The sequence below is a fragment of the Nonomuraea sp. CA-218870 genome (genome assembly GCF_050936535.1).
Lineage (GTDB): Bacteria > Actinomycetota > Actinomycetes > Streptosporangiales > Streptosporangiaceae > Nonomuraea > Nonomuraea corallina.
The window spans coordinates 2,251,689-2,270,193 of sequence record NZ_JBNJMN010000001.1 but is presented as its reverse complement, the minus strand read 5'-3'; the positions used below and the strand labels follow the sequence as shown (position 1 = coordinate 2,270,193).

Here is an 18,505-nt window from a genome sequence, read left to right as displayed (position 1 = left end):
CGCTAGCCGTTCCAGCCTGGCACGGCCATCCGGACCGACAACGCGTGTTCGACCAGGTTGATCAGCGCGCCCTTGACCGAGTCCTTGGAGCGCGCGTCCAGGCGGATGAGCGGGATGTGCGGAGCGAGCGTGAGCGCGTCGCGGACCTCGTTGTCGCCATGCGGGTACTGGCCGTCCCAGCCGTTGATGCCCACGATGAAGGGCAGCTGGGCCTCCTCGAAGTAGTCGATCGCGGGGAAGCTGTCGGCCAGCCTCCTCGTGTCGACCAGCACCACCGCGCCGATGGCCCCTCGCACCAGGTCGTCCCACATGAACCAGAACCGGTGCTGACCCGGCGTGCCGAACAGGTAGAGGATCAGGTCGCGGTCCAGCGACACGCGGCCGAAGTCCATGGCCACCGTGGTGGTCGTCTTGAGCGGGGTCATGCCCAGGTCGTCGATCCCGGCCGAGGCGTCGGTCATCACCGCCTCGGTGGTCAGCGGCATGATCTCCGACACGGCGCCGACGAACGTCGTCTTGCCCACGCCGAAGCCTCCGGCCACCACGATCTTCGTCGAGGTGAGGCCGGGGCTAGAGCCTGCGAAGTCCACTGAGCACCCTTTCCAGCAGGTTGACATCCGGGCGGCCGGCATCGAGCTGCGGCTGGTGCACCCGCACCAGTCCTTCCGCCGCCATGTCGGCGATCAGCACCCGAGCCACGCCCAGCGGCATGCGTAACAACGCCGACACCTCCGCGACCGACCGCACCTGGCGGCAGAGGTGACTGATCGCCTTGTATTCGGGAGTGATGTGGGAGAACTCCCGGTGTTCCGCCGTCGCCGACGACACCAGGGCCTCCATCGCGAGCTTGACCCTGGGCGCGGTCCGCCCCCCGGTCACCGCGTAGGGACGGACCGGGGAGGCCGGGTCGTTGCTCGACGGCGGGGGCGGCTGAGGAGTCCAGCCGCCGCTGTTCCATCTGGGGTCCGTCACCTACATCACCTGGTCTGGCTGGCGCGCAGCTCCGCGCGCACCGCCGGAGTCAGCACCTTGCCGGCGCGATCCACCATCAACGTCATCTGGTACGCCACCAACCCCATGTCGCAGTCGGGGGCGGCGAGCACTCCCAGACAGGATCCATCGCTAATGGACATGATCAGCATGAGCCCCCGTTGCATCTCCACGATCGTCTGGTTGACCGCGCCGCCCTCGAACACCCGGGCCGAGCCCTGCGTCAGGCTCACCAGCCCGGAGGCGATGGCCGCCAGCTGGTCGGCCCGGTCCGCCGGGAACCCTGCCGACGTGGCCAGGGGCAGCCCGTCGGACGACACCACCACCGCGTGCGCGACACCGGGAACACTGTTGACGAAGTCAGTGATCAACCAGTCCACCCCCCGTGCCGCCTGGCTCAGGTCGTTCACGCGCCCTCCTCCCTGTTATCCGCGTTCCTGGAGTCAGAGGCGAAGCTCGCCCTGCCCTCACTGAGATCGTCACGCGCCGCTCTGAAGCCCTTCTGGAAGCTCGCCAGCCGGTTGCGCACCCGTTCCGGCGAGATCGCGGGCATCGGGGCGACTCCCTTGGGCGCGGAGGCCGTGTCGGCCGAACCGGGCACCAGGTTCGCCTTGGGCACCCGCTTGGGCAGCCCGGAGGCCGTCGCGCCGTCGCGTACCGGTTCGGCGGCGGCCTGCGCGGCGGTCCAGCCCGCGTCCGCCGTGGCCGATCCCCAGGCGCCGCTGCTGCCGCCGCGCTCGAACCAGGCCGACTCCACCGAGGCGAAGATCGGCAGGTAGTCGTCGCCTCCCGAGGAGGGGTTCACCGCGGGGATGGGGCCGGTGGCGCCGGACTCCGCCGTCTCGGGGAAGTCGTAGGTCTGCCTGCCCCGGCCGCCCGGGTTCCTGGTGGGCAGCGGGTCGGCGGTGCGCTCGGGCAGCGGCGCCGGCTCGTTGGCCCACGATCCGGGGACGCGGGAGGGGATCCACACGTCATCGGTGTCGAACCCGCCGCTCCGGGGGCCCGACGCCCACGAGTCCGGCCCGCTGGAGGGCCCGCTGGAGAGCCCGCTGGAGGGCCACTGCATGGCGGAGGACGGCCACGAGCCGCTGGGGTCGGCGTTCGGCGGGTACGAGGGGTGCGCCGGGCTCATCTGGAAGCCGTTGTCGCCCCATTGCGGCGCGGGCGGCTGCGAGGCGTGGACGTCGGCGCGGGAGCGCTGCATGCCGGCCAGGGCGCCGGCCGCGCCGGGCGAGCCGTCGAAGGGCATCGCCTGCATGCCCAGCAGGGTCTCGGGGAGCAGCACCATCGCGGTGAGCCCGCCGCCGCTCTGCGGTCGCAGCTGTACGCGGATGCCGTGGCGCTGCGCCAGCCGGGAGACCACGAACAGGCCCATCCGGCGGGAGACCGACACGTCCACGACGGCGGACTCGCCGAGCCGCTCGTTGGCCTGGGTGAGTTCCTCGCCGGTCATGCCGATGCCGGAGTCGGTGATCGACAGCATGACGCCGCCGCCGTCGATCCGGCTGCCGGAGACCGTCACCCTGGTCTCGCGCGGGGAGAACGACAGCGCGTTCTCGACCAGCTCGGCAATCAGGTGGATGACGTCGTTGACGGCCTGCCCGGCGACGGAGACGCCGTCGGGGACCTGGAGCACGACCCGCTCGTAGTTCTCGACCTCCGACAGCGAGGCGCGGGCCACGTCGACGAGCTTGACGGGCTGGCTCCAGCGCCGGGGCGGCTCCTGGCCGGCCAGGACCAGCAGGTTCTCGGAGTTGCGGCGCATGCGGGTGGCCAGATGGTCCAGCTTGAACAGGTTGGCCAACCGCTGCTCGTCCTGCTCGCCCTGCTCCAGCCCGTCGATCAGGGTGATCTGCCGTTCCACCAGCGTCTGGCTGCGCCGCGACAGGTTCACGAACATCGCGTTGACGTTGGCGCGCAGCCGCGCCTCCTCGCCCGCCAGCCGCACCGCCTCACGGTGCACCTCGTCGAAGGCCCGCGCGACTTCCCCGATCTCGTCCTTGGAGGAGATCTGGATGGGCGGCACGTGCAGCGACTCCGGGTCCGCCTCACCCTCGCGCAACTGCCGCACCAGGCCGGGCAGCGTCTTGCCGGCGACCTTGAGCGCGTCCCCGCGCAGGCGTCGCAGCGGCCGTACGAGCGAGCGCGCCATGATCGCGGTTACCACGAGGACCAGCACCAGCAGCAGGACGACCAGGCCGATGCTGAACGCCGCCGCCTGCCTGTCGGCACTCTGCAGGTCCGCGGCGCGGGTGGCGATCTCCTGCGACAGCGTCTTCTGCACGGCGTGCATCTTGTCGACGGTCTGCGTGATGGAGTCGAACCAACGGTCGACGTCCTTGGTGGTCGTGATGTCCAGCCGCTGCAGCGGGGTCCGGCTGTTGTGCAGGAAGATCGCGCGGTTGGCGTAGAACTCGGCCCGGCCGACCTCGGCGCTGGTGACCGTGTTGTCGAAGAGCTCGCGCTGGCTCGGGGTGGCGGCGCTGCGGAAGGTCGCCCGCTCGCTCTCCCGCAGGGCGCGGGCGTCGACGAAGGCGTTGAACTCCGGTCCGGTGAACTCGCCCTTCAGCAGCGCGGAGGCCAGCAGCGCGCGCTGCTTGGAGGTCTCCTCCTCGGCCCGCGCGACGGCGCGCATGGCCGTTCCGGCCGCGATGATCTGCTCGTCCGCCGCCCCGCTGCCGAGCTCGTCGAAGAGCTGCAGCAGCTCGCTGATGGCCTCGCCGTACTTCTCCACGGTGGGCAGCGGAGGCAGCTGAGTCGCCTTGACCGTCTCGCGCATCGCGGGGAGCTGGGAGAGCCGGATGCGGACCAGGTCCAGACGCCTGCGGCCCAGGTCCGACAGGGAGCCCTGGACGGTCCCGGCGGTGGCGAGCGTGCGCTCGATGCTGGCGTCGACGATGCCGTGCTGGGTCTCCAGCTGCGAGGACTCGCTCGGCCGGCGGTTGGAGGCGACGAAGCGGGCGGCTCTGTCGCGCTCGACCGCGAGGTTGTGGGTCAGCTCGCCGACGTCGCTCATCAGCGTGTTCACCTCGCCGACCCGCGCGTACTCCTGGGCGCTGGCGACGGAGGTGCCGACGCGCAGCGCGCCGAGGAGCACGCCGACGACCGTCGGGATGGCGATGAGAGCGATGAGGCGGGTCCGCACGCGCCAGTTACGCAGAGCGAACGCGCTGCCCGGCTGGGGCAGGGGCCGTTCCCCTGGCGCCAGCGTCGAAACAGGCGGTCCCGGCAGGTCTTTCGCCCTGCTACGACCGGAATCGGTCGTTGGTGTCCTCACTGTGGCAACCTCTCGCCATAGCCTGCTGTTGAGGGAGATCGTGCGTTTTTCTCACGCCGACGCGTGATCGCAGGCAAGTTCGGTGCCCAATTTGAGCACAAACCTCATAGTTGAGCCAACGTCTCACGAGTTTTCCGTCGTCCGAAGGGTCGCTTTGTTCGGGCCGCTAACCTCCGTTCACGGAGCGCAACCATCGCCTCAATCCGGACATATGACCCGTAAGATGACAGAAAGTAATATATACGACCATAAACCGAGATGTCGTATTAGGCAGAAAAGTAGGCCATTCGAGGGATAGCGTCTTCAGCTCCGATCAAGCCTCCGGTACGCTTCACGCCCGGCATCCGAATGCCGCGCTCCAGAAGCTTCCCCCTGGTAGGAGAACCTCCCCCATGACACGCATCCTGCGCTGTCGCGCCATTGCCCTCGGCGTCGCAGTCGCACTCAGCCTTACCGCCTGCGGCAGCGGCGGCGAGCCCGCCGACACGACGGCCAACACCGGCGGTTTGGAGAAAACCACGATCAAGGTCGGCGCCCTCCCCATTCCGGACTCCGTATCGCTGTATATCGCGAACGCCAAGGGCTTCTTCAAGGAGGAGGGCCTCACCGTCGAGCCGGTCACCATTACCGGTGGCGCGGTCGCGGTCCCCATGATCGAGAGCGGCGAGCTCGACATCTCCATGACGAACTACGTCTCGACCTTCTCCGCCGTCAGCAAGGGCAAGAAGATCAAGCTCGTCGCGGACATGTACCAGGCTGCTGAAAACAACTTCAACATCATGGTGCCGAAGGACTCGACGATTAAGTCCGTGGCGGACCTGAAGGGCAAGACCATCCTGGTCAACACCCTGAATAACATCGCCACGCTGGCCGTGACGACGCAGCTCAAGGTCGCCGGACTTACTGCAGAGGACGTCAAGTTCGCGGAGAAGCCGTTCCCCGACATGGGCAACGCGATCGCGGGCGGCCAGGCCGACGCCGGCTGGATCACCGAGCCGTTCATCACCGCGACGCAGAGCAAGCTCGGCTTCCGCAAGCTCGCCGACACGATGACCGGCGAGACCGAGAACCTGCCCATCGCCGGCTGGATGGCCACCGAGGAGTGGACGCAGAAGCACCCGAAGACGCTGGCCGCCTACCAGCGCGCGATCGCCAAGGCCCAGGAGCTCGCCGCCAGCGACCGCAAGGAGATCGAGGCCAGGCTTCCGGACTACACCAAGATCGACGCGCAGACCGCGTCGGTGATCACCCTCGGCACCTACCCGAGTGAGCTGAACGCCGACCGGTTGCAGAAGGTCGCCGACCTGATGCTCGAGTACAAGTACCTCGACAAGCCCATCGACGTGAAGTCGATCATCGTGGCGCCCCCGTCCGCGGGATGAACAGAGCACGTCTGACCCGCGGCGCCATCGGCGTCGCGGGCTTCCTCGTCATCGGCGAGCTGGTCGTCCGGCTCTGGGTGTCCCGGGCGTTCGACTTCCCCGCGCCGTCGGTGATCCTGTACGAAGCCGCGCTCCTCCCCCTCGACCCGGAATTCCTGGAAGGAATGCTGATCACGGTCGGGAACTGGGGGCTCGGTCTGCTCATCGCGATCGGCGTCGCGGTGCCGCTGGGCGTGCTGCTCGGCGCGCTGCCCCCGCTGGAGCAGGCGGTCCGTCCGCTGGTGGAGTTCATGCGGCCGATCCCCTCGGTGGCGATCATCCCGCTGGCCATCCTGCTCATCCCGAACGACTCGCTGATGAAGGTGTCGGTCATCGTCTACGCGTCGCTGTGGCCGATCCTCATCAACACCCTGTACGGCATGAACGACGTCGACCCGCTGGCCAAGGAGTCGATGCGGACCTTCGGGTTCGGCTCGCTGGCCGTGCTGACCCGGGTCAGCCTGCCCAGCGCCGCGCCGTTCGTGGCGACCGGCGTGCGGATCGCCGCCGGGATCGCGCTGGTGCTGGCGGTGAGCGCCGAACTGGTGGCGGGCGGCGTCAACGGCCTCGGGGTGTTCGCGGTGGCGGCCGGCGCGGGCAACCGGATGGACCTGATCATGGCGGCCGCGCTCTGGGCGGGGATCTTCGGCGTGCTGGCCAACGTGGTGCTCCAGCTGGCCGAGCGCCGGCTCTTCCGCTGGCACTGGCTCCGGACGGGAGGGGCGCGGACGTGAAGGTGCTCAACAGGCTCTGGTTCGTCCCCCTGGTGCTCGTCGCCTGGGAGCTGATCACCCGGTTCGTCTATCTGGACGACGACTTCCCGTCGCCCAGCACGATCGTCACGCGGATGTACGAGCTCTGGTTCTCGGGGCCGGCGTCGCGGCTCTTCCTCACCGACGACGCGTTCGAGAACATCATCCCCAGTCTCGGCCGCATGTTCGGCGGCTGGATCCTGGCCTCCGTGATCGGGGTGGCGCTCGGGGTGGTCCTCGGGCGCTCGCGCAAGATCTCCGGGTACGTGGACGGCCTGATCGAGCTGGGCCGGGCGGTGCCGCCGCCGATGCTGCTGCCGCTGTTCGTGGTGCTGTTCCAGTCGGGTCTGGCGACGCAGCTGGCCACGATCGTGTTCGGCGTCATCTGGCCGGTGCTGCTCAACAGCATCGACGGCGCCCGTTCCGTGGACCGCACCTACACCGACACGGCCACCGTGTTCGGGCTGTCGAAGGCCCAGCACCTGCGCGTGGTCGTCATCCCCGCGGCGTCCCCCAAGATCTTCGCCGGGCTGCGGCTGAGCCTGTCACTGGCGCTGATCCTCATGGTGATCTCGGAGATCTTCGGCGGCACCGACGGCATCGGCTACCAGCTGCTGGTGGCCCAGCGGAGCTTCGACGCGGCCGGCGTCTGGTCGGCGATCGCGCTGCTCGGCGTGCTGGGCTATCTCGTGAACGCGCTGTTCGTGCTGGCCGAGCGGCGTGTCCTGATCTGGCACCGCCAGGCCAATCGCACACCATGACCGTATGACCTCGAGAAAGGCACCCATGCGTCACTCCGACGACCTCCTCTGGAGCGCGATAGCGGACCTGTCCCGCTTCGCGGCTCTGCTCACCATGGCCGACCTGGGCGTGGCCGACGAGCTGGCCCACGGCCCACTGGGCACGGCCGAGCTGGCCGAGCGGTGTGAGGCGGATCCGGACGCGCTGCGCAGGGTGCTGCGGGAGCTGGCGGCCATGGGCCTGGTGCGGCGCACCGGGGACGACCGTTACGACCTCACCGGGCGCGGCACCCCGCTGCGCTCGGACGTCCCCGGCTCGCTGCGCTCCTCCATCCAGATGCTGGGCGAGGAGAGCCTCTGGTACGCGCTGGGCAGCCTGCCGGCCACGGTCCGCGCGGGGTCGTCGGCGCTCACGGCCCGCTTCGGCGGGCTCTACGACCACCTGGCCGCGAACCCGGAGACCAGCAGGCTGTTCGGCGAGTACATGGCGACCCGGGCGATCCCGTTCATCGAGGGCCTGGTGAAGCGCTACGACTTCACGGACGTACGCACCCTGGTGGACGTGGGCGGCGGCCGGGGGCACATCCTGGCGGCGGCCCTGCGGGCGAACCCCGAGATGCGCGGCGTGCTGCTCGACCAGGCGCACGTCATCGAGCAGGCCAGGCCGGCGCTGGAGGCCGAGGGGGTGATCGGCCGGTGCGAGCTGGTGCCGGGCGACTTCTTCCGGGAGGTCCCGGCGGGCGGCGACGCCTACCTGCTGGGGAGCGTGCTGCACAACTGGGACGACGAGGACGCGGTGACGATCCTGCGCAACGTGCGCCGGGCGATGGACCCGGCCGGCCGGGTGCTCGTCCTGGAGGTCGTGCTGCCCGACGACGACGCTCCCCACCTGGGCAAGGACCTGGACATGCGGATGCTCGCGGTCTTCGACGGCGGCGCCGAGCGCAGCCGGGCGGAGTACGGCGCGCTCCTGGCGCGGGCCGGCCTCGCGATCTCCCGGGTCGTCCCCCTGGACGGCTCCGCCAGCGTGGTCGAGGCCGTGATCGAGTCGCCGGCCGGTTAGCCGTTCCAGCCCGGCACGGCGGTGCGCACGGTCAGGGCGTGCTCGACCAGGTGGATCAGGGCGCCCTTGACCGAGTCCTTGGAGCGCGCGTCCAGGCGGATGAGCGGGATGTGCGGCACCAGCGAGAGCGCGTCGCGCACCTCGTTGTCGCCGTGCTGGAACTGGCCGTCCCAGCCGTTGATGCCCACGATGAAGGGCAGCTGGGCCTCTTCGAAGTAGTCGATCGCGGGGAAGCTGTCGGCCAGCCTCCTCGTGTCGACCAGCACCACCGCGCCGATGGCGCCGCGCACCAGGTCGTCCCACATGAACCAGAACCGGTGCTGACCCGGCGTGCCGAACAGATAGAGGATCAGGTCACGGTCCAGCGACACCCGGCCGAAGTCCATGGCCACGGTCGTGGTGGACTTCAGCGGGGTCATGCCCAGGTCGTCGATCCCGGCGGAGGCGTCGGTCATCACCGCCTCGGTGGTCAGCGGCATGATCTCCGACACCGCTCCCACGAACGTCGTCTTGCCCACGCCGAAGCCGCCGGCCACCACTATTTTGGTCGAGGTCAATTCCCCGCTAGAGCCTGCGAAGTCCACTGAGCACCCTTTCCAGCAAGTTGACATCCGGGCGGCCGGCTTCCAGCTGCGGCTGGTGCACCCGTACCAGTCCTTCCGCCGCCATGTCGGCGATCAGCACCCGCACCACGCCCAGCGGGATGTGCAGCAGGGCCGAGACCTCGGCGACCGACCGCACCTGGCGACACAATTGGGAAATCGCGTGATATTCAGGGGTTATATGGGAGAACTCCCGCTGTTCCGCCGTCGCCGACGACACCAGCGCCTCCATCGCCAGCTTCACCCGCGGCGCCGTGCGCCCGCCGGTCACCGCGTACGGCCGCACCGGCGACGCCGGGTCGGGCTGCGACCGGGGCGGGGAGCCCGGCTCCCGGCCACCGTTGTTCCACCGCAGATCCGACACCGGCATCACCTGGTCTGGGACGCGCGCAGCTCCGCACGCACCGCGGGCGTGAGCACCTGCCCCGCCCGATCCACCATCAAGGTCATCTGGTAGGCCACCAGCCCCATGTCGCAGTCGGGAGCGGCGAGCACCGCCAGGCACGAGCCGTCCGAGATCGACATGATGAGCATCAGCCCTCGCTGCATCTCGACAATGGTCTGCGAGACCCCGCCACCCTCGAAGACCCGGGCGGCTCCCGCGGTCAACGACACCAGACCGGACGCGATCGCCGCGAGCTGGTCCGCCCGGTCCGCGGGGAACCCCGACGAGGCCGCCAGCGGCAGCCCGTCGGAGGAGACCACCACCGCGTGGGCCACGCCCGGCACCGTACTGACGAAGTCAGTGATCAACCAGTCCACGCCGCGGGCGGCATGGCTCAACTCGTTCATATCCGATCACCCTCGCCTGTCTGATCGTTCCTGCCGTTACCGCCGCCGAAGGCGGGCCCTCCGGAGGGGTTGCCGCCGAAAGCCGGGCTCGGCGGGGGCGCGGGCGCCCGGCCGCCGTTGATGTCCTCGCGCGCCGCCCGGAAGCCCTGCTGGAAGTTCGACAGCCGGGAACGGAGCCGGTCGGGCGAGACGGGAGGCACCGGCGTGACGCCCTTGGGCGCCGACGCGGTCTCGGCCGAGCCGGGCACCAGGTTCGCCTTGGGCACCCGCTTGGGCAGCCCGGCCGCGGTCGAGCCGTCGCGGACCGGTTCCACCGCCGCCTTCGCGGCCGACCAGCCCTCGTCCGCCTTCGACGAGCTCCAGCTCGAACCGCCGCGCTCGAACCAGGCAGACTCCACCGCGGCGTAGATCGGCAGGTAGTCGTCCCCGTCACCGGAGGAGCCGGAGCCCACCGCCGGGAGCGGGCCGGTGGACGGCTCGCCGCCGGGGAACTCGTACCTCGGCCGCTCGGGCGGGTCGATGCGCTCGCCGTACGCGTAGCCCATGGGCCGCTGCTGGTCGGGCATGCCGCGGCGGGGCAGCTGGTTGCCGCCGTTCCATCCGGGCGTGCGCGGGGGCATCCAGTCGTTGGTCTCGTACGCGCCGCCGCCTCCCCGGGTCGGCTCCGGCCAGCCGCCGTCCGACGGCCACGGCGGCACCGGCCAGCCGGACCCGCCGTCGGGGCTGGAGGGGAACGACGGGTGTCCGGGGCCCATCGGGAAGACGTTGAGCGGCATCGGCGCGGGGTGCGGCCCGCTGTACGGCTCGCTCTGGCCGCCGGACGCGCCCGCGAGCGCGGCCGACTGGGAGAGCAGCGACTCGGGGATGAGCACCATGGCGGTCAGCCCGCCGGCGGCGTGCGGGCGCAGCTGCACCCGGACGCCGTGGCGGTGCGCCAGCCGGGCCACCACGTACAGGCCCATCCGGCGGGAGACCGCCACGTCCATGCCGGGCGTGTCCGTCAGCCGCTCATTGGCCTGGGCCAGTTCTTCGGCGGTCATGCCGATGCCCGCGTCGGTGATCGACAGCATCACGCCGCCGCCGTCGATCCGGCTGCCCGACAGGGTCACCCGGGTCTCGCGCGGGGAGAACGACAGCGCGTTCTCGACCAGCTCGGCCAGCAGGTGGATGACGTCGTTGACGGCCTGCCCGGCGATCGACACCCCGTCGGGGACCTGGAGCACGACCCGCTCGTACCCCTCCACCTCCGACAGCGAGGCGCGGGCCACGTCGACGAGCTTGACCGGCTGGCTCCACCGGCGCGGCGGGTCCTGGCCGGCCAGGACCAGCAGGTTCTCGGAGTTGCGGCGCATGCGGGTGGCCAGGTGGTCCAGCTTGAACAGGTTGGCCAGCCGCTGCTCGTCCTGCTCGCCCTGCTCCAGCCCGTCGATCAGGGTGATCTGCCGTTCCACCAGCGTCTGGCTGCGCCGCGACAGGTTCACGAACATCGCGTTGACGTTGGCGCGCAGCCGCGCCTCCTCGCCCGCCAGCCGCACCGCCTCACGGTGCACCTCGTCGAACGCCCGCGCCACCTCGCCGATCTCGTCCTGGGTCTTGACGCCGATCGGCGCGACGGGGGCGGCCGTCGTGTCACCGCTGTCGCGCAGCGTGCGCACGGTCTGCGGCAGCCGGTGGTTGGCCACGTCCAGCGCCTCGCGGCGCAGCCTACGCAGCGGCCTGATCAGGGAGCGGGCGATGAGGGAGATGATGGCGAGCACCACGACCAGCAGGATCATGATGAGCACGGCCGAGATCAGGGCGGACCTGTTGGCCCCGTCCTCCAGCGCGCGGGCGCGCAGGATGAGGGTGGACGCGAGCGTGGTCTCCACCTTCCGCATCGCGTCGATCTTGCCGGTGCTCACGTCGAACCAGGTGTCGACGTCCTTGGCCGGCTCGTTGCCGATGCTGAGCGGCCGGTTCTGCGCCGACTGGGCGACGGCCCGCAGCCTGAACAGGTCGGTCTGGTCGATGTCGCGGCCCACGACCTGGTTGCGGAAGAGTTCGAGCTGCTCCTGGGTGGCCAGCGTGGCGAAGAGCGTCTGCTCGCTCTCCTCCCGCGCCTTGGCCGCGGTGAGGGATTCCAGCTCGCCGGCGTCGAAGCCCTTCTTGTCCAGCGCGCTGGCCAGGATGCCGCGCTGCCGGGACGCCTGCTCCTTGGCCCGCGCCATCGCGGCCATCGCGCCCGCGGTGTGCGCGACCACGTCGTCCACGGCGACCTGGCCGAGCTGGTCGTGGAACTGCAGGATGGCGGCGTTGATCTGGGAGTACTTGGAGATCGTGGGCAGCGGCTGGATCTTGCCCTCGACGGCGGTGTCGCGCAGCGCCCGGATCTCCTCCAGCCGGCGCAGCACCGGGCGCACCGCGTCGCCGTGCGTGTCGTTGACGGTCTCGGCGCGCCGCCGGGCGTCCCCGATCAGGTCGTCGACCTCGTCGTGCAGGCCGCGTAACTGCGGTTCGCGCACGTCCGGCCGGCCCTGGGCGATGTAGAGGGCGGTCGCGTCCCGTTCGGCGCCGAGCGCGTGGCTGACCGCGCCGAGCGACTCGCTCAGCTCGGCGACCTCGCGCAGGGTCTGGTACGTGTTCGCGTCCTGGAGGGAGGTGATCACGTTCAGCCCGCCCAGGGCCACGGCCACGGCGGTGGGCACCACGATGAGCGCGACCAGGCGTGACCGCACATGCCAGTTGCCCAGGCGGAATCTGCTAGAGGAAGGCTTGACCTGGGGTCGGTCCTGATGGCCGTGCGACTCGCGGTCAACGGAAGCTACAGCACCCTGCGTACTCACTGCCTTCGCTACCTCTCGCCCCGGAGGGAATCTCGATGACCATGCATGGATTGCAGGAGGGCTCAATGACTATCGAGATGAGGGCCTTTTCGAGCATGAGATCCACGAACCTGGGATCCAATCGTTCCCGACAATGCGACACGATTACCGGACCGTCCGTCGCCGGCGGCGAAATGGACGGTCTGCTCACAGCTCGGTCAGCCGATCATCGAACGCATCACCTGTATCGGGAACCCACGGATCACCTCCTTCACCACCCGACTCAGGCCCCTCAACCTGGGTCAAGGCTGGCGAAAGCACATAGATTGCTAAATGTTCAAGCCAATCACCACGATAGAACGTCAATCTAGCAATGCAACCACAAGTGATATTTTCGCGATGAAGAAGCGTCATCTGGTGCTACCGTCAGTGCTTGTTGCGTGTCAGGCGCATCTTCCGCGAGTAACAGACCACCCCCCTACCTTCCGGCTCCGTCTCACCGTGCGAAGGGAGTTCCCGACATGAGGCTTGGCCGTTCCAGCAGGGCCGCCATCATCGGGTTGGCCCTGGCGCTGGGGATCACCGCTTGTAGCGGTGACACGCCCACCACCAGCGTGCCGACCTCGACCGCTGCCGCCGACGGCGGCTTGGAGAAGACCGAGATCAAGGTCGTCGGCCTGCCGGCCATCGACACGGCCGCGCTCTACGTGGCCATCGATCAGAAGCTGTTCGAGAAGGAGGGGCTCAAGGTCACGCCGCAGATCGTCCAGTCGTCCCCCGAAGCCATTCCCATGCTCCTGAATGGTGAGATCGACGCCATGTTCGGCAATTACGTCTCCATGTTCCAGGCACACGACCAGGGCGCGCTGAAGCTGCGGATCCTGGCCGAAGGCTCACGCGCGGCGCCGGACTCCCTGAGTGTCATGGCTTTACCTGATTCGCCAATCAGGTCGGCGAAGGACCTCGAAGGCAAGACGATCAACGTGAACGTGCTGCACAATTTCCAGGAGCTCGCCCTCACCCAGGTCCTTAAAGCCAATAATGTCGATCCGAAAAAGATCAAGTATGTCCAGGTGACGTTCCAGAACATCATGCCCGCCTGGCAGAAGGGCCAGATCGACGCCGCCTATCTCGGCGAGCCCCTGGTGACCGCGGCGACCTCCCAGATGGGCGCCCGCAAGATCCTCGACCCCGCCTCCGGCCCCGCCGCCGAGTTCCCCATCTCCGGGTACGTCAGCACCCAGGACTGGTACGAGAAGAACCCGAAGACCGCCGCCGCCTTCCAGCGCGCGCTGCACAACGCGGCCAAGATGATGGAGGGCAACCGCGAGCTGGTCGTCGACGTGCTGCCGAACTTCACCCAGATCGACAAGGCCACCGCGGCGACCGTGACGTTCCCGTACTTCTCCAGCTCCGACAACCCGGTCCGGCTGCAACGGGTGGCCGACTGGATGGTCGAGGCCGGATGGCTCGGCAAGGACATCGACGTCGCGTCGCTGATGTCTCCCACCACCTCCGGGTGAGCACGCCCGTCCTGACCCGATCACCGCTGGCACGCCCCCGGTCCGCCCGGTGGGCGCGCCGGGTGACCGGGGCGCTCGGGTTCGTCGCGCTGGTGGAGATCGCCGGACGGGCCGGGGCGGCCGAGTTCCTGCCGCCCGCCTCGGAGATCCTCCAGCGCGCCGGGAGCCTGCTGTCCGACCAGGCCTTCCGCGCGCACGCCGGCACGAGCGTGCTCGCCTGGGCGATCGGCCTGGCCGTGGCGGCGCTCGTCGCGGTGCCGCTCGGCGTGCTGTTCGGCAGCGTCCCGCTGATCGACGCGGCGACGCGGGCGATCGTGGAGTTCCTGCGGCCGATCCCGTCCGTGGCGCTGATCCCGCTGGTGGCCCTCCTCATCGGGACCGGCCTGCAACTGCGGATCACCCTGGTCGTCTACGCCGCCGTCTGGCCCATCCTCTACAACACGATGTACGGCCTGCGCGCCGTCGATCCGGTGGCCAGGGAGTCGCTGCGCTCCTACGGCTTCGGCCGGCTCTCGGTGCTGTGGTGGGTGTCGCTGCCCTCGGCGGCGCCGTTCATCATGACCGGGTTCCGGCTGGCCACCGGCGTGGCGCTCATCCTGACCGTGAGCACCGAGATCGTCGCCGGGCGCGGCGAGGGCATCGGCGTGTTCATCTACTTCGCCGGCATCGCGGTGCCGGCGAGGATGGACGACATCCTCGCCGGGGTCGTCTGGGTGGGGCTGTTCGGGGTGGCGGTCAACGCCCTGCTGGTGGCGGCCGAGCGCCGGCTGTTCCGATGGCACCACGCGCGGGTGGGAGGCGGCTCGTGACGCGGCTGGGCCGGGCGCTGTCCCGGTGGCTGCTGCTGGCGGTGCTGGTCATCCTCTGGGAGGTGGCGACCAGGGCCGCGGGCAGCGCGTTCTTCCCGCCGCCGTCCACGATCGTGACCCGGATGCACGCCCTGTGGTTCTCCGGGCCGCCCGGCCGGCTGTTCCTCACCGACCAGGCCGTGGCGGACATCCTGCCGAGCCTGGGCCGGATGGCCGGCGGGCTGGCCGGGGGCGCCACCGCCGGGATCCTGCTCGGGCTGGCGCTCGGGCTGTCCGCCCGGGCCTACGACTATCTCGACGGCGTGCTGCAGTTCCTGCGGGCGATCCCGCCGCCGGCGCTGGTGACGGTGTTCCTCGTGGTGTTCGGCTTCGGGCTGCGGATGCAGCTGGCCTTCATCATGTTCAGCGTCGTCTGGCCGGTGCTGCTCAACACCGCCGACGGCGCCCGCGCGGTCGAGCCGCTCTACCTGGAGACCGGCCGGGCCTTCCGGCTGTCGCGCCGGGAACGGGTGATGCGGATCGTGCTGCCCGCCGCGCTGCCGAAGGTGTTCGCCGGGCTGCGGCTGGCGCTGTCGCTGTCGCTGATCGTCACCGTCTTCGCCGAGCTGCTGCCCGGCACCACGAACGGGATCGGCTTCCAGCTCACGGTGGCGTACTCGATGTTCAACCTGCCGGCGATGTGGGCCGGGATCGTGCTGCTGGGCGTCCTCGGCTATCTGCTGAACGAGCTGTTCCTGGTGGCCGAGCGCCGGGTCCTGGGCTGGCATCACGCGCGCGAGAGGGCGGGCGTGTGAGGGTCATCCGCCCGGCGCCAGCACGGTCCGCACGTCCAGCCTCTCCCGCAGGTACCCCTGCCGCAGCATCAGGTCGGCCACCCGCTGCAACTGCGCGGGCTCCAGCTTCACCGGGTAGCGGCCGAGCGCGATCTGCCCGGCCGTCACGTCCCCGATCGCGGTGTAGGCGGGCAGCACCGCCATGACCTCGTCCCTGCTCCCCGCGGCCAACCGCTGTGCCTGGGCGACGGCCCGCCGGAAGCCCGCGAGCGCCCGGGGATGCGCCGCGGCCCACTCCCCTGTCACCATCCAGCCCGAGATCGGCAGGTCGGCCAGCTCGCCCGTCATGGTGTCGGCCAGCACCCGGAAGCCCTGCCGCCGCTTCGCCGCGGTGATGAACGGCTCCGTCATCCAGGCCGCGTCCCCCTGCCCGGCGACCAGCGCCTCCGCCATGTCGGGGAACGGCTTCTCCACGTACGTCACGTCGCCGGCCCCGAGCCCGGCCCGGCGGAGCGTCTCGCTGACGGCCAGCGTGCCGATGTTGCGCAGGTTGTTCACCAGGACAGTCCTGCCCTTGAGCCCGGCCGGGCTCCTGACCGGCGAGCCGGCCGGCACCATCAGCAGGAACGCCCCGGGACCTGAATGGTAGAGGTCGGCGATGACCTTGATCGGCTCGCCGGCGGCGGCCGCCAGGAACGCCGAGACGTAGTTCGTCATCGTGATGTCCAGCGCGCCGCTCTCCAGCCTCGGCAGCGCCGTCGCGCCTCCCTGGACGACCACCGGCCGGACACTCAGCCCTTCCTTCAGGAAGAAGCCCTTAACACCGGCGATATACAACGGCGCCGCGTCGGGAATAGGCAGCACGCCTACGTCGAGAACGGTCTTTTCCGCGCTCATTCCGTCCGCCGGAACCGGCCCCGCCGCGGCGCAGGCGGCCGGCGCCAGTGCCGCGGCCAGGGCGATGACCATGGCCTGACCTCGTATGATGCGTGACATCGGAGTCGCTCCTGCACGGGGTGTCATGACAGCGGTGAAGCGTACCCGCAGCTCATCGCGGCAGAATGCGGCTTCGGCATTTGCAACCAATGGGCCCTTCGGTAGAGTCGCCGTGTTATCTCTGGACTCGCCCCTAGGAAAACCACGTTGCTTGAGATAGAAAACCTCACACACACCTACGGAGCAGGCGGGCCCAACGCGCACCACGCCATCGACCAGCTCAACCTGAGCGTCGCCGAGGGCGAGTTACTGTGCATCGTCGGCCCCTCCGGATGCGGGAAGTCCACGCTCCTGCGCTCCATCGCCGGCCTGATCACTCCGACGGGCGGCCGGATCAAGGTCGACGGTCAGCTGGTCAGGCAGACGCCCGACAACCTGGCCGTGGTGTTCCAGGACTACAGCCGGTCCCTGTTCCCCTGGATGTCGGTGGCCGACAACGTGGCGCTGCCGCTGCGCCGCAAGAGCATGGACGCCAAGCGCCGCCGCGAGGCGGCCGCCGAGGCCCTGGAGTCCGTGGGGCTCTCCGACGCCGGGCGTAAGTACCCGTTCCAGCTCTCCGGCGGCATGCAGCAGCGGGTCGCGATCGCCCGCGCGCTGGCCTACCGGCCCACCCTGATGCTCATGGACGAGCCGTTCGGCTCGGTCGACGCGCAGACCCGCGAGGACCTCGAGGACCTCGTGCTCAAGGTGCGCGGGCATCACCGGATGACGATCGTGCTGATCACCCACGACATCGACGAGAGCGTGTACGTGGGCGACCGCGTGGTGGTGCTGTCCAAGGCGCCCGCGCACGTGGTCGGCGACCTTCAGGTCAAGCTGCCCGCGCCGCGCGACCAGATCACCACCCGCGAGCACCCCGACTTCGTCCACCTGCGCGCCGAGGTGGGCCGTCTGGTCCGCGGCCAGCCGGTGGCGCACTGACGGCGGGGGCGCGTCCGGAGACAGGAAGGCCGCCGCCCGGTCCGGGCGACGGCCTCCGGTCCGCCGAGGGTCAGGCGGGCGCGTGCATGTGGCGGGAGAGCGCGTGCTCGACCAGCGTGATCAGGGTCGACTTCACCGAGTCGCGGACGCGGGCGTCCAGGCGGACGATCGGCGTCTGCGGGCCGATCGACAGCGCCTCCCGGACCTCCTCCTCCGAGTGGGCGAACTGCCCGTCCCAGCCGTTGATGCCGATGACGAACGGCAGCTTGGCCTCCTCGAAGTAGTCGATCGCGGGGAAGCTGTCGGCCAGCCGGCGGGTGTCCAGCAGCACCACCGCGCCGATGGCGCCTTTGACCAGGTCGTCCCACATGAACCAGAACCGGTGCTGACCGGGCGTGCCGAACAGGTAGAGGATCAGGTCGCGGTCCAGCGACACGCGACCGAAGTCCATGGCCACCGTGGTGGTCGTCTTGTTCGGGGTGAGCGACACGTCGTCCACTCCGGCGGAGGCGTCGGTCATCACCGCCTCCGTGGTGAGCGGCAGGATCTCGGACACCGCTCCCACGAACGTCGTCTTGCCCACGCCGAACCCGCCCGCCACGACGATCTTCGTCGAGGTCAGGGCGGGGCTAGAGCCTGCGAAGTCCACTGAGCACCCTTTCCAGCAGGTTGAGGTCCGGCTTGCCCGCGTCCAGGGCAGGCTGGTGCACGCGGATCAGGCCTTCTGACGCCATGTCGGCGATCAGCACCCGGACCACCCCCAGAGGTTGTTTGAGGAGGGCGGAGATCTCGGCAACCGACCGAACGTTCCTGGTCAGCTGGATGATCGCCTGATATTCCGGACTCAGCAATGAAATGTCTTGGTATTCGGACGTCACGGAGGACACCAGCGCCTCCATGGCGAACTTCATCCGCGGGGCCGTCCGCCCCCCGGTCACGGCATACGGCCGTACCAGGGAGCTGGACTTCGGCGGACGGGGAGCCGACGGATGCGGCGGAGTATTGCTATCACCAACCCAACCCTGACCTGACACCATGATCTCCT

Annotated in this window: 20 protein-coding genes; 8 read left to right on the top strand and 12 right to left on the bottom strand. The window is 69.7% G+C overall.

Translation table 11 applies throughout. The features are described 5' to 3' along the window. Positions 1 to 2: 2 nt before the first annotated feature. Genes ACQEUU_RS11240 through ACQEUU_RS11225 form a run of 4 tightly spaced genes read right to left on the bottom strand, consistent with a single transcriptional unit; the run spans position 3 to position 4,135 of the window. Positions 3 to 617 carry a GTP-binding protein gene (locus tag ACQEUU_RS11240; RefSeq protein WP_408638175.1) on the bottom strand — a complete coding sequence of 205 codons (615 nt, stop codon included), beginning with the start codon at positions 615 to 617 and terminating at the stop codon, positions 3 to 5. Further along, the gene (locus ACQEUU_RS11235) at positions 571 to 972 is read right to left on the bottom strand and encodes a DUF742 domain-containing protein (RefSeq protein ID WP_408638176.1); all 402 of its coding nucleotides are present in this window, start codon (positions 970 to 972) and stop codon (positions 571 to 573) included. Before ACQEUU_RS11235 ends, ACQEUU_RS11240 begins: the two co-directional genes overlap by 47 nt. Before the next feature lie 5 nt (positions 973 to 977). After that, entirely contained in the window at positions 978 to 1,400 is a 423-nt protein-coding gene (locus ACQEUU_RS11230; protein ID WP_270156232.1) for a roadblock/LC7 domain-containing protein, read from the bottom strand. Further along, positions 1,397 to 4,135: a nitrate- and nitrite sensing domain-containing protein gene (locus ACQEUU_RS11225; RefSeq protein WP_433063908.1), complete on the bottom strand. Its 2,739-nt coding sequence runs from the start codon at positions 4,133 to 4,135 to the stop codon at positions 1,397 to 1,399. The genes ACQEUU_RS11230 and ACQEUU_RS11225 overlap by 4 nt, the downstream gene beginning before the upstream one ends. A gap of 524 nt (positions 4,136 to 4,659) precedes the next feature. On the opposite strand from ACQEUU_RS11225, the gene ACQEUU_RS11220 reads away from it, so the two are divergent. From ACQEUU_RS11220 to ACQEUU_RS11205, 4 genes are read left to right on the top strand one after another with little or no spacing between them, the layout of a single operon-like run. After that, on the top strand, positions 4,660 to 5,649 hold the full coding sequence (locus ACQEUU_RS11220) for an ABC transporter substrate-binding protein (RefSeq protein ID WP_433063905.1): 990 nt from the start codon (positions 4,660 to 4,662) through the stop codon (positions 5,647 to 5,649). Continuing rightward, the gene (locus ACQEUU_RS11215) at positions 5,646 to 6,422 is read left to right on the top strand and encodes an ABC transporter permease (RefSeq protein ID WP_433063902.1); all 777 of its coding nucleotides are present in this window, start codon (positions 5,646 to 5,648) and stop codon (positions 6,420 to 6,422) included. Before ACQEUU_RS11220 ends, ACQEUU_RS11215 begins: the two co-directional genes overlap by 4 nt. Beyond that, positions 6,419 to 7,201: an ABC transporter permease gene (locus ACQEUU_RS11210; protein WP_433063900.1), complete on the top strand. Its 783-nt coding sequence runs from the start codon at positions 6,419 to 6,421 to the stop codon at positions 7,199 to 7,201. Before ACQEUU_RS11215 ends, ACQEUU_RS11210 begins: the two co-directional genes overlap by 4 nt. Before the next feature lie 4 nt (positions 7,202 to 7,205). After that, positions 7,206 to 8,243 (top strand): methyltransferase, encoded by a 1,038-nt coding sequence (locus ACQEUU_RS11205; RefSeq protein WP_433063897.1) that lies wholly within the window; start codon positions 7,206 to 7,208, stop codon positions 8,241 to 8,243. On the opposite strand, the gene ACQEUU_RS11200 is transcribed toward ACQEUU_RS11205, so the two are convergent. The 5 genes from ACQEUU_RS11200 to ACQEUU_RS11180 form a co-directional block, all read right to left on the bottom strand. Then, positions 8,240 to 8,800, bottom strand: coding sequence for a GTP-binding protein (locus ACQEUU_RS11200; RefSeq protein WP_433063894.1), 561 nt, complete (start codon positions 8,798 to 8,800; stop codon positions 8,240 to 8,242). The genes ACQEUU_RS11205 and ACQEUU_RS11200 overlap by 4 nt on opposite strands. A 7-nt stretch (positions 8,801 to 8,807) precedes the next feature. Then, the gene (locus ACQEUU_RS11195; protein WP_433063891.1) at positions 8,808 to 9,215 is read right to left on the bottom strand and encodes a DUF742 domain-containing protein; all 408 of its coding nucleotides are present in this window, start codon (positions 9,213 to 9,215) and stop codon (positions 8,808 to 8,810) included. Next, positions 9,215 to 9,637: a roadblock/LC7 domain-containing protein gene (locus ACQEUU_RS11190; RefSeq protein WP_270156240.1), complete on the bottom strand. Its 423-nt coding sequence runs from the start codon at positions 9,635 to 9,637 to the stop codon at positions 9,215 to 9,217. Before ACQEUU_RS11190 ends, ACQEUU_RS11195 begins: the two co-directional genes overlap by 1 nt. After that, positions 9,634 to 12,351, bottom strand: coding sequence for a nitrate- and nitrite sensing domain-containing protein (locus ACQEUU_RS11185; RefSeq protein ID WP_433063888.1), 2,718 nt, complete (start codon positions 12,349 to 12,351; stop codon positions 9,634 to 9,636). Before ACQEUU_RS11185 ends, ACQEUU_RS11190 begins: the two co-directional genes overlap by 4 nt. Before the next feature lie 294 nt (positions 12,352 to 12,645). Next, positions 12,646 to 12,852 carry a hypothetical protein gene (locus tag ACQEUU_RS11180; protein WP_433063886.1) on the bottom strand — a complete coding sequence of 69 codons (207 nt, stop codon included), beginning with the start codon at positions 12,850 to 12,852 and terminating at the stop codon, positions 12,646 to 12,648. 107 nt (positions 12,853 to 12,959) lie between these two features. On the opposite strand from ACQEUU_RS11180, the gene ACQEUU_RS11175 reads away from it, so the two are divergent. The 3 genes from ACQEUU_RS11175 to ACQEUU_RS11165 are packed head-to-tail and all read left to right on the top strand — an operon-like array spanning position 12,960 to position 15,564. Further along, positions 12,960 to 13,961: an ABC transporter substrate-binding protein gene (locus tag ACQEUU_RS11175; protein WP_433063883.1), complete on the top strand. Its 1,002-nt coding sequence runs from the start codon at positions 12,960 to 12,962 to the stop codon at positions 13,959 to 13,961. Further along, on the top strand, positions 13,958 to 14,770 hold the full coding sequence (locus ACQEUU_RS11170) for an ABC transporter permease (RefSeq protein ID WP_433063880.1): 813 nt from the start codon (positions 13,958 to 13,960) through the stop codon (positions 14,768 to 14,770). The genes ACQEUU_RS11175 and ACQEUU_RS11170 overlap by 4 nt, the downstream gene beginning before the upstream one ends. Next, positions 14,767 to 15,564 (top strand): ABC transporter permease, encoded by a 798-nt coding sequence (locus ACQEUU_RS11165; protein ID WP_433063877.1) that lies wholly within the window; start codon positions 14,767 to 14,769, stop codon positions 15,562 to 15,564. Before ACQEUU_RS11170 ends, ACQEUU_RS11165 begins: the two co-directional genes overlap by 4 nt. Before the next feature lie 3 nt (positions 15,565 to 15,567). On the opposite strand, the gene ACQEUU_RS11160 is transcribed toward ACQEUU_RS11165, so the two are convergent. Further along, on the bottom strand, positions 15,568 to 16,539 hold the full coding sequence (locus tag ACQEUU_RS11160) for an ABC transporter substrate-binding protein (protein ID WP_433063874.1): 972 nt from the start codon (positions 16,537 to 16,539) through the stop codon (positions 15,568 to 15,570). A gap of 147 nt (positions 16,540 to 16,686) precedes the next feature. Between ACQEUU_RS11160 and ACQEUU_RS11155 the strand changes: the two genes are divergently transcribed. After that, positions 16,687 to 17,460, top strand: a complete 774-nt coding sequence (locus ACQEUU_RS11155; RefSeq protein ID WP_433063872.1) for an ABC transporter ATP-binding protein — start codon at positions 16,687 to 16,689, stop codon at positions 17,458 to 17,460. Between the two features lie 70 nt (positions 17,461 to 17,530). Here the strand turns inward: ACQEUU_RS11155 and ACQEUU_RS11150 are convergent, their stop codons facing one another. Next, the gene (locus ACQEUU_RS11150; RefSeq protein ID WP_433063869.1) at positions 17,531 to 18,109 is read right to left on the bottom strand and encodes a GTP-binding protein; all 579 of its coding nucleotides are present in this window, start codon (positions 18,107 to 18,109) and stop codon (positions 17,531 to 17,533) included. Then, positions 18,090 to 18,497, bottom strand: coding sequence for a DUF742 domain-containing protein (locus tag ACQEUU_RS11145; RefSeq protein WP_270156087.1), 408 nt, complete (start codon positions 18,495 to 18,497; stop codon positions 18,090 to 18,092). Before ACQEUU_RS11145 ends, ACQEUU_RS11150 begins: the two co-directional genes overlap by 20 nt. Positions 18,498 to 18,505 lie beyond the last annotated feature (8 nt).